This window comes from Stieleria sedimenti (genome assembly GCF_025060895.1).
GTDB classification, from domain to species: Bacteria; Planctomycetota; Planctomycetia; order Pirellulales; family Pirellulaceae; genus Stieleria; species Stieleria sedimenti.
The window spans coordinates 1-5,989 of the sequence record NZ_JANZKV010000352.1 but is presented as its reverse complement, the minus strand read 5'-3'; the positions used below and the strand labels follow the sequence as shown (position 1 = coordinate 5,989).

Sequence of the window (5,989 nt, the reverse complement as noted above, 5' to 3'; positions counted from 1 at the left end):
GCCGGACTGACGCCGTCACCGGTGACCCTCCGGCGATCAGGCCGAGAGAAGGCGAGAGTCAAAAAACACTCACGTGCGATCGTTAACACCAAGTGCGTTGACTTTAACGATTGATCGCGAAGCGGTTTTCTACTTTCGCATCGGTTGGCTGATTCCGTCGCTTGACAGTGAGCGGAAGCTGTCGCGTCATGGAGGGCCGGCCGATCCGTGAGGCGTTGAACCACGTTTCGCCTCCGCACCTTCAAGGCTCTCGACCGCCAACGACAGCCGACAAGTGCGCAGCTTCCGCGGACCCGCTCGGTAAACCACCGACACCTCTCCCCGCCAATCTGTCCCAAAAACAAGTAACAGAGCAAGGGCCGGGCCACCGGTCTGCGCACATCCAACGGAGCCAACACGATGAACGATGACTTCCTCAACGCGATCCTCGATAACCCCATCAAGGCCATCGCCGAATTCTACGCTTCATGCTTGAAGGAAAGCGAGCGAGCCATGGCGTACGTCAACGATGAACTGCACCTGACCAACGAACAAGCAACCGAGCAACAAATCGGTTTTGCTGATCGAACACTTGGCAAGCAGATCCCACAGCGCCGCATCAAGCGTGGCCGCGAAGTCCGTGACGCACTCGTCGACGCCGGCCTCTACAAAGCCAACGGACGCGAAACAATGCGTGGCCGTGTCACGGTTTCGATTCTTGACAACGACGGCAACGTCATTGGGCTACGTGGTTACAAGATCGATGCGCACGCCGATGGACCCGACGTGATCGTAGTCGGTGATGAAGTCGAGGCACTATCCACGAATCACACGAATGACACGAATGAAGACAGTGACAACGAGAAGGACTCAGCGCCAACACAACAGGTCGACAACGAACTGATCCTCGAAGACAATCAAATCATCTTCATCCGCGACGATCGACGCTATCGAATTCGTGGTCTTGAAAAGAACAAGTCGACGCTGACACTCAAGGTCAACTTGATGGCTTCGCACGACGAACTCGTTCACATGGACACGCTTGATCTTGTGAAGGCGCGCTCACGAACGTCGTTCATCAAGGCTACCGCGACGGAACTCTACACCGATGCCGACATCGTCAAAAAGGACATCGGCGCGTTATTGCTGAAACTCGAAGCGTTGCAGTCCGATCGCATCGCGGCACTGAAACAACCGGCGCGCATCGAAGTCAAGCTCAGCGATGAAGAGCAACGCGAAGCCTTGGCTCTGCTTCGCTCTCCCAATCTTCTCGAACGCATCGTTGCCGACATGGACGCTTGCGGCATCGTCGGCGAATCCACCAACAAGCTCGCCGGCTACTTAGCCGCAACCAGTCGAAAGCTTGCCAAGCCACTGGCGATCGTCATTCAATCATCCAGCTCCGCCGGGAAGACATCTCTCATGGACGCCGTCCTTTCGATGATGCCGAGCGAAGACGTCAACCGCTTCAGCGGCATGACCGGTCAGTCGCTATTTTACCTCGACAGCGATTCGATCCGTCACAAGATCCTAGCCATCGCCGAAGACGAAGGCATCCGCCAAGCAAGTTACGCATTGAAGCTGCTTCAAAGCGAAGGCGAACTGCGTCACGCCACCGTCGGCCGCGGCGAAGACGGACGCAGCCAAACCCAAGAACACCACGTCGAAGGCCCTACGCAAATCTTCCTCACCACAACCGCGCTCGACATCGACGAAGAACTCATCAATCGATGCTTGATCCTGACCGTTGATGAATCGCGAAACCAAACCGATGCGATTCAAAACATTCAACGCGATGCACGCGCCGCGGTGCTGAGCCAATCAAGCGAACTAAAACGCTCACTACGCAAGCAGCATCAAAACGCTCAGCGATTGATTCGTCCGCTCACAATCGTCAATCCCTACGCGCCGCAACTGACGTTCGCTAACAACAAAACGCGGCTGCGGCGTGACCACGAAAAGTATCTCACCTTGATTGACACCATCGCGCTGTTGCATCAACATCAGCGAGAGGTCAAACACGCGACGCTCAATGAGCGACAAGTCGAGTACATCGAAGTCACCAAGAACGACATCGCCGTTGCCAATGGTATCGCCGGCTTGGTACTCGGACGCAGTCTCGATGAACTCGCACCGCAGACACGCAACTTACTCGGCCTGCTCAACAACTACGTCACCGACACTGCCAGGGCCAACGCGGTCCCGCGCGACGCCGTCCGCTTCAAGCGCCGCGATATCCGCGAAGCAACGTCCATCGGCAACAGCCAACTGAGCATTCATCTAAATCGCTTGGTCGATCTGGAGTACGTCCACGTCCACCGCGGCAAGAGCGGTCAGCGATACGTTTACGAACTGCTTTACGGCGGTGAAGGCCGCGAGGGGCAGCCGTTCATGATGGGCCTGATCGATCCCGGCAAATTCTCCGAACCTGCACCTACAACCAAAACCTTCCGGGCTTCGCGATAACCTTCCGGCCTCGGCAATCAACCTGCCGGGTGGCATCCGGCCGGGTTCCGGTGCCGTCCGGCCCGCTTCCGATTCACTTAACTCGTTGCACCGCAACGACCTAACCGCTCTGGCATCAAAACCGATGTCAAAACCTTGCAAGGCCCCCTCATTGAAAGCCTTGCCATAGCTGCATCGCCGTGATCGGTGATGCCGTCTTCTTCGGCCGAGTGACGTTCACCCGGCCGCTTTCACGCCGATCGAGCACGCCCGGCTACCGGTACGCGCCGACCACAACCCAAGGATGCAAATCCATGTCAAACCTTCCCGCTCCCACCGTCCTACTGTCTCGTTACTTCAACCACCTCAAGATGAACAACTGGTCGGCCACGACCATCTCGCGCCGCGACTACGTCTTGAACAAGTTCATCACTTGGTGCCAAGAGCGAGGCATCGACACCGTTGTTGAGATCACCGCCGAGTCACTTGCCGCCTATCGCCGTTGGCTCTATCACTACCGCAACGAACGCACCGGCAAGTCGCTCAAGTTCTGCACCCAGGCCAGCTACCTCTCAACGGTTGGTCACTGGCTCGCATGGCTGAGCGAACAAGGTTGGATCGACAGCGATCCATCAACCGGCATCGAACTGCCCAAGGAAGAACAGCGTCTCCCATCATCGCACCTGACGATCGACGAAATCGAAGCCCTACTCAGTTCAGTGGATCTCACAACGCCAACCGGCCTTCGCGACCGCGCGCTGTTGGAACTCTTTTATGCCACCGGAATGCGCCGGGCCGAGCTGATCGCACTGAAGCTGGACGACATCAACCACGAGTCCGGACTTGCCATGATCCGTCAAGGTAAAGGTCGCAAGGATCGCGTGGTGCCAACCGGCAAGCGAGCCCTTGAATGGCTGATGAAATACCTTCACGATGGTCGACCTGCTTTAATTGACGAAGACACCGACGTGATCTTCCTGACGTCCCGCGGCAACGCCTTCCATCCGGTCACGCTCAGCCGACTCGTCAGAAGCTACTTGACTGCGGCGGGCATCACCAAGCCCGGCAGTTGCCACATGCTCCGTCACACCACGGCGACGTTGATGCTCGAAGGCGGCGCGGACCTGCGCTCGATCCAAACGCTCTTGGGCCACGAGCAGCTCAACACGACGCAGATATACACGCACGTGTCGATCAAACGCCTGCGAGAAGTCCACGACAAAACGCATCCGGGTGCCAAGGACCGCCCACCCCAAAGCGACACCGAATAACCTGCCCATCAGTTACAATGGCGGGATGCTCTGCCATCGTTCATCCCGTCGTCGAACCCTTCAACGCCGTCTCGCGCGCCGCCGCGCGGGAGGCGTCAAGTCGTGCGCCGATTCAAAACAGATCCGTAGCTGCAAAGCGCTTCGTCAACAAACCTGCCCGCCCGACAAATCACGCACTGAAAACGATGCGTCAACTATCAAGTTGGCGTTTCGCTATCACGGCACCCAACAGTACAGCATCAACGCACTGACCGATTCGAGCGGGACGATCAAAGAAAGGTACGCCTATGATGCGTACGGCAATCTGACGATCTTCGATGGTAGCGGCACGGCACGGACGGCGACGGCCGAAGGGAATCGGTATGGGTTTACAGGGCGTGAGTGGGATGAGGAGTTGGGTCTCTATCACTATCGTGCTCGGATGTATGATCCGCTTTCCGGGCGATTCTGCTCCAGAGATCCCATTGGCTTTACGCAAGAGGTTTTCGGTCTTTACACGGCTGCATTTGCGTACAAGTTCGCATTGGATCCTGGAGGAAATGACTGGGTGGCGCCGTGGGATGAAAACGCTATCTGGTGGTGGCCATTCAGTGGACTAAATCCTAACGAGCAAGTCCAAGTGGCTGGCGGTCCGGTAAACACCGACTCTTGTGGTGGACCGGATGGTTGGAAAGACGCAGTAGACACATTCGATTGTTATGCTTGTTGCGTTAAGTCAAATACGCTCGGAAATACAGCGGTGGGAGCAGGTTCTGCAGCAGCAGGTACGATAGCACGCCCTGTGGTCCCACTACCTTGGCCGTGGGGCAACCTAAAGCCGGGGAAAAATCCCTGGAAAAAAGCTGGGACTTTTAATCCGTGGCGTCAGTGGCTCACCAAGAAGGCAAAATGGCGTGGCATGCGAATGGGGGCTGGCAATTTCCCGAAGCTACATAAATTCGTAACTCGCGCAGGCGCCTGCGGACAATATGTAGTCATTGCGGTTGGCTTCCACGATATCGCTACAATGACGGGCTGGTGCACATATCAATGCTCAAAAGAACCTGGGGATCGAGACAATACACCGCACATGGGGTTGCTGCATTGACAGCTCCATCAACCAGACGTGCAGTTTATTTTCATCTAGAGCACTTCAAAGAGGGCAAGATCAGTTTCGAACAGCTTGTCAGGGTTCTGGAAGAAATTGATGAATGTACCCTTAGCGTGGGCGAGGAGAAAGCAATCAACTGGATTCTACGATGCTATGCGTACGATGAAACACCGTTAAGCGATACTGAGGCGCGGGAGTTCATAGACACTGATGCCTTTCAATCAATTCTAAGTTTCTTTCAGGGAAATGAGTCAGATTGGAAGCAACCTAAAAGCAGCGAGTGGAGTAGCTGGACCCGAACTGTTTTCACCGTAGTCTCGATTATGGTCTTTCTTGCTATGTTCTTTTTTTTATTAGTCTTCGTGAAAGCTCTCTAAAAGAAGCAAAGGCGTTTTACGTAATACTACGCGAAAACATCATCTGACTCAGCGGCGGGCAATTGATGCAACCACAAAACCCGCTCCACCTCCACCTCCGCCGCAACCGTCGAATCAAAGGGGTCGAATCAAAGGGGACGGGGGTTGGATCCTGCAAATGCAGCGGCGGACGATTGACGTGATCACAGGACCGAGTCGACTTCCGCCGCAATGGGAGGCCGCGTGGTCTTGCCACATGACCGACCGCGCACCTTCTCGCGCAAAGAACGCCGTAAGGCACGGCGGGTAGGATGCCCGTCGACTGAAACCCGTCGGTGACAGGATGTCAGTCGGAGAACGATGGCAGGGATGAAGTTTGAAGGGTGAAGAGTGAAGGGTGAAAGAAGGTACTCGCGCGAACCAACCCAGACGATTGATTTGGCCATCGTTCGGCGACCGGAGTGAGGGAGGGATCGACCGAGCGGAGCCGACGGTTGACGGAGGTGGTGACAGCGACCGAAGGATGAGGGTAGCGCCGAGCGCGAGCGAGCAGCACCGACGCCGAGGGCGGAGCCCGATAAGAACAGTGCGAGGCAGGAGGCCGAGCTCCGCATCAAGAAGGGCGAAAGTGACCGCGTCGGAGCCCAAGCGAGGTAAGCCGGGAACGAGACGCTCGGTAAACCTTCAACCGACAGCTTGTCTGTTCGGCCAAAGCCCTTTGCGAATCACCGACAGGCTCCCCGGCATCGAACCACCTAGGCCGCTCGGCCGACAGCCAGACCAAGCCGGACGCCTCTTTCTCCCCAATCGTTTTTTGGCTTTCGCCGAGCCGGACTGACGCCGTCACC

General features: G+C 56.4%; 3 protein-coding genes. All 3 read left to right on the top strand.

Translation table 11 applies throughout. The features are described from left to right. Nucleotides 1–399 precede the first annotated feature (399 nt). The 3 genes from NZK35_RS33545 (at nucleotide 400) to NZK35_RS33535 (ending at nucleotide 4,782) form a co-directional block, all read left to right on the top strand. Complete coding sequence (locus tag NZK35_RS33545; RefSeq protein ID WP_259636896.1) at nucleotides 400–2,445, top strand: hypothetical protein; 2,046 nt, start codon at nucleotides 400–402, stop codon at nucleotides 2,443–2,445. A 293-nt stretch (nucleotides 2,446–2,738) separates the two neighbouring features. Continuing rightward, entirely contained in the window at nucleotides 2,739–3,695 is a 957-nt protein-coding gene (locus NZK35_RS33540) for a tyrosine-type recombinase/integrase (RefSeq protein ID WP_259636895.1), read from the top strand. Between the two features lie 25 nt (nucleotides 3,696–3,720). Then, nucleotides 3,721–4,782, top strand: a complete 1,062-nt coding sequence (locus tag NZK35_RS33535; protein ID WP_259636894.1) for an RHS repeat domain-containing protein — start codon at nucleotides 3,721–3,723, stop codon at nucleotides 4,780–4,782. Nucleotides 4,783–5,989 lie beyond the last annotated feature (1,207 nt).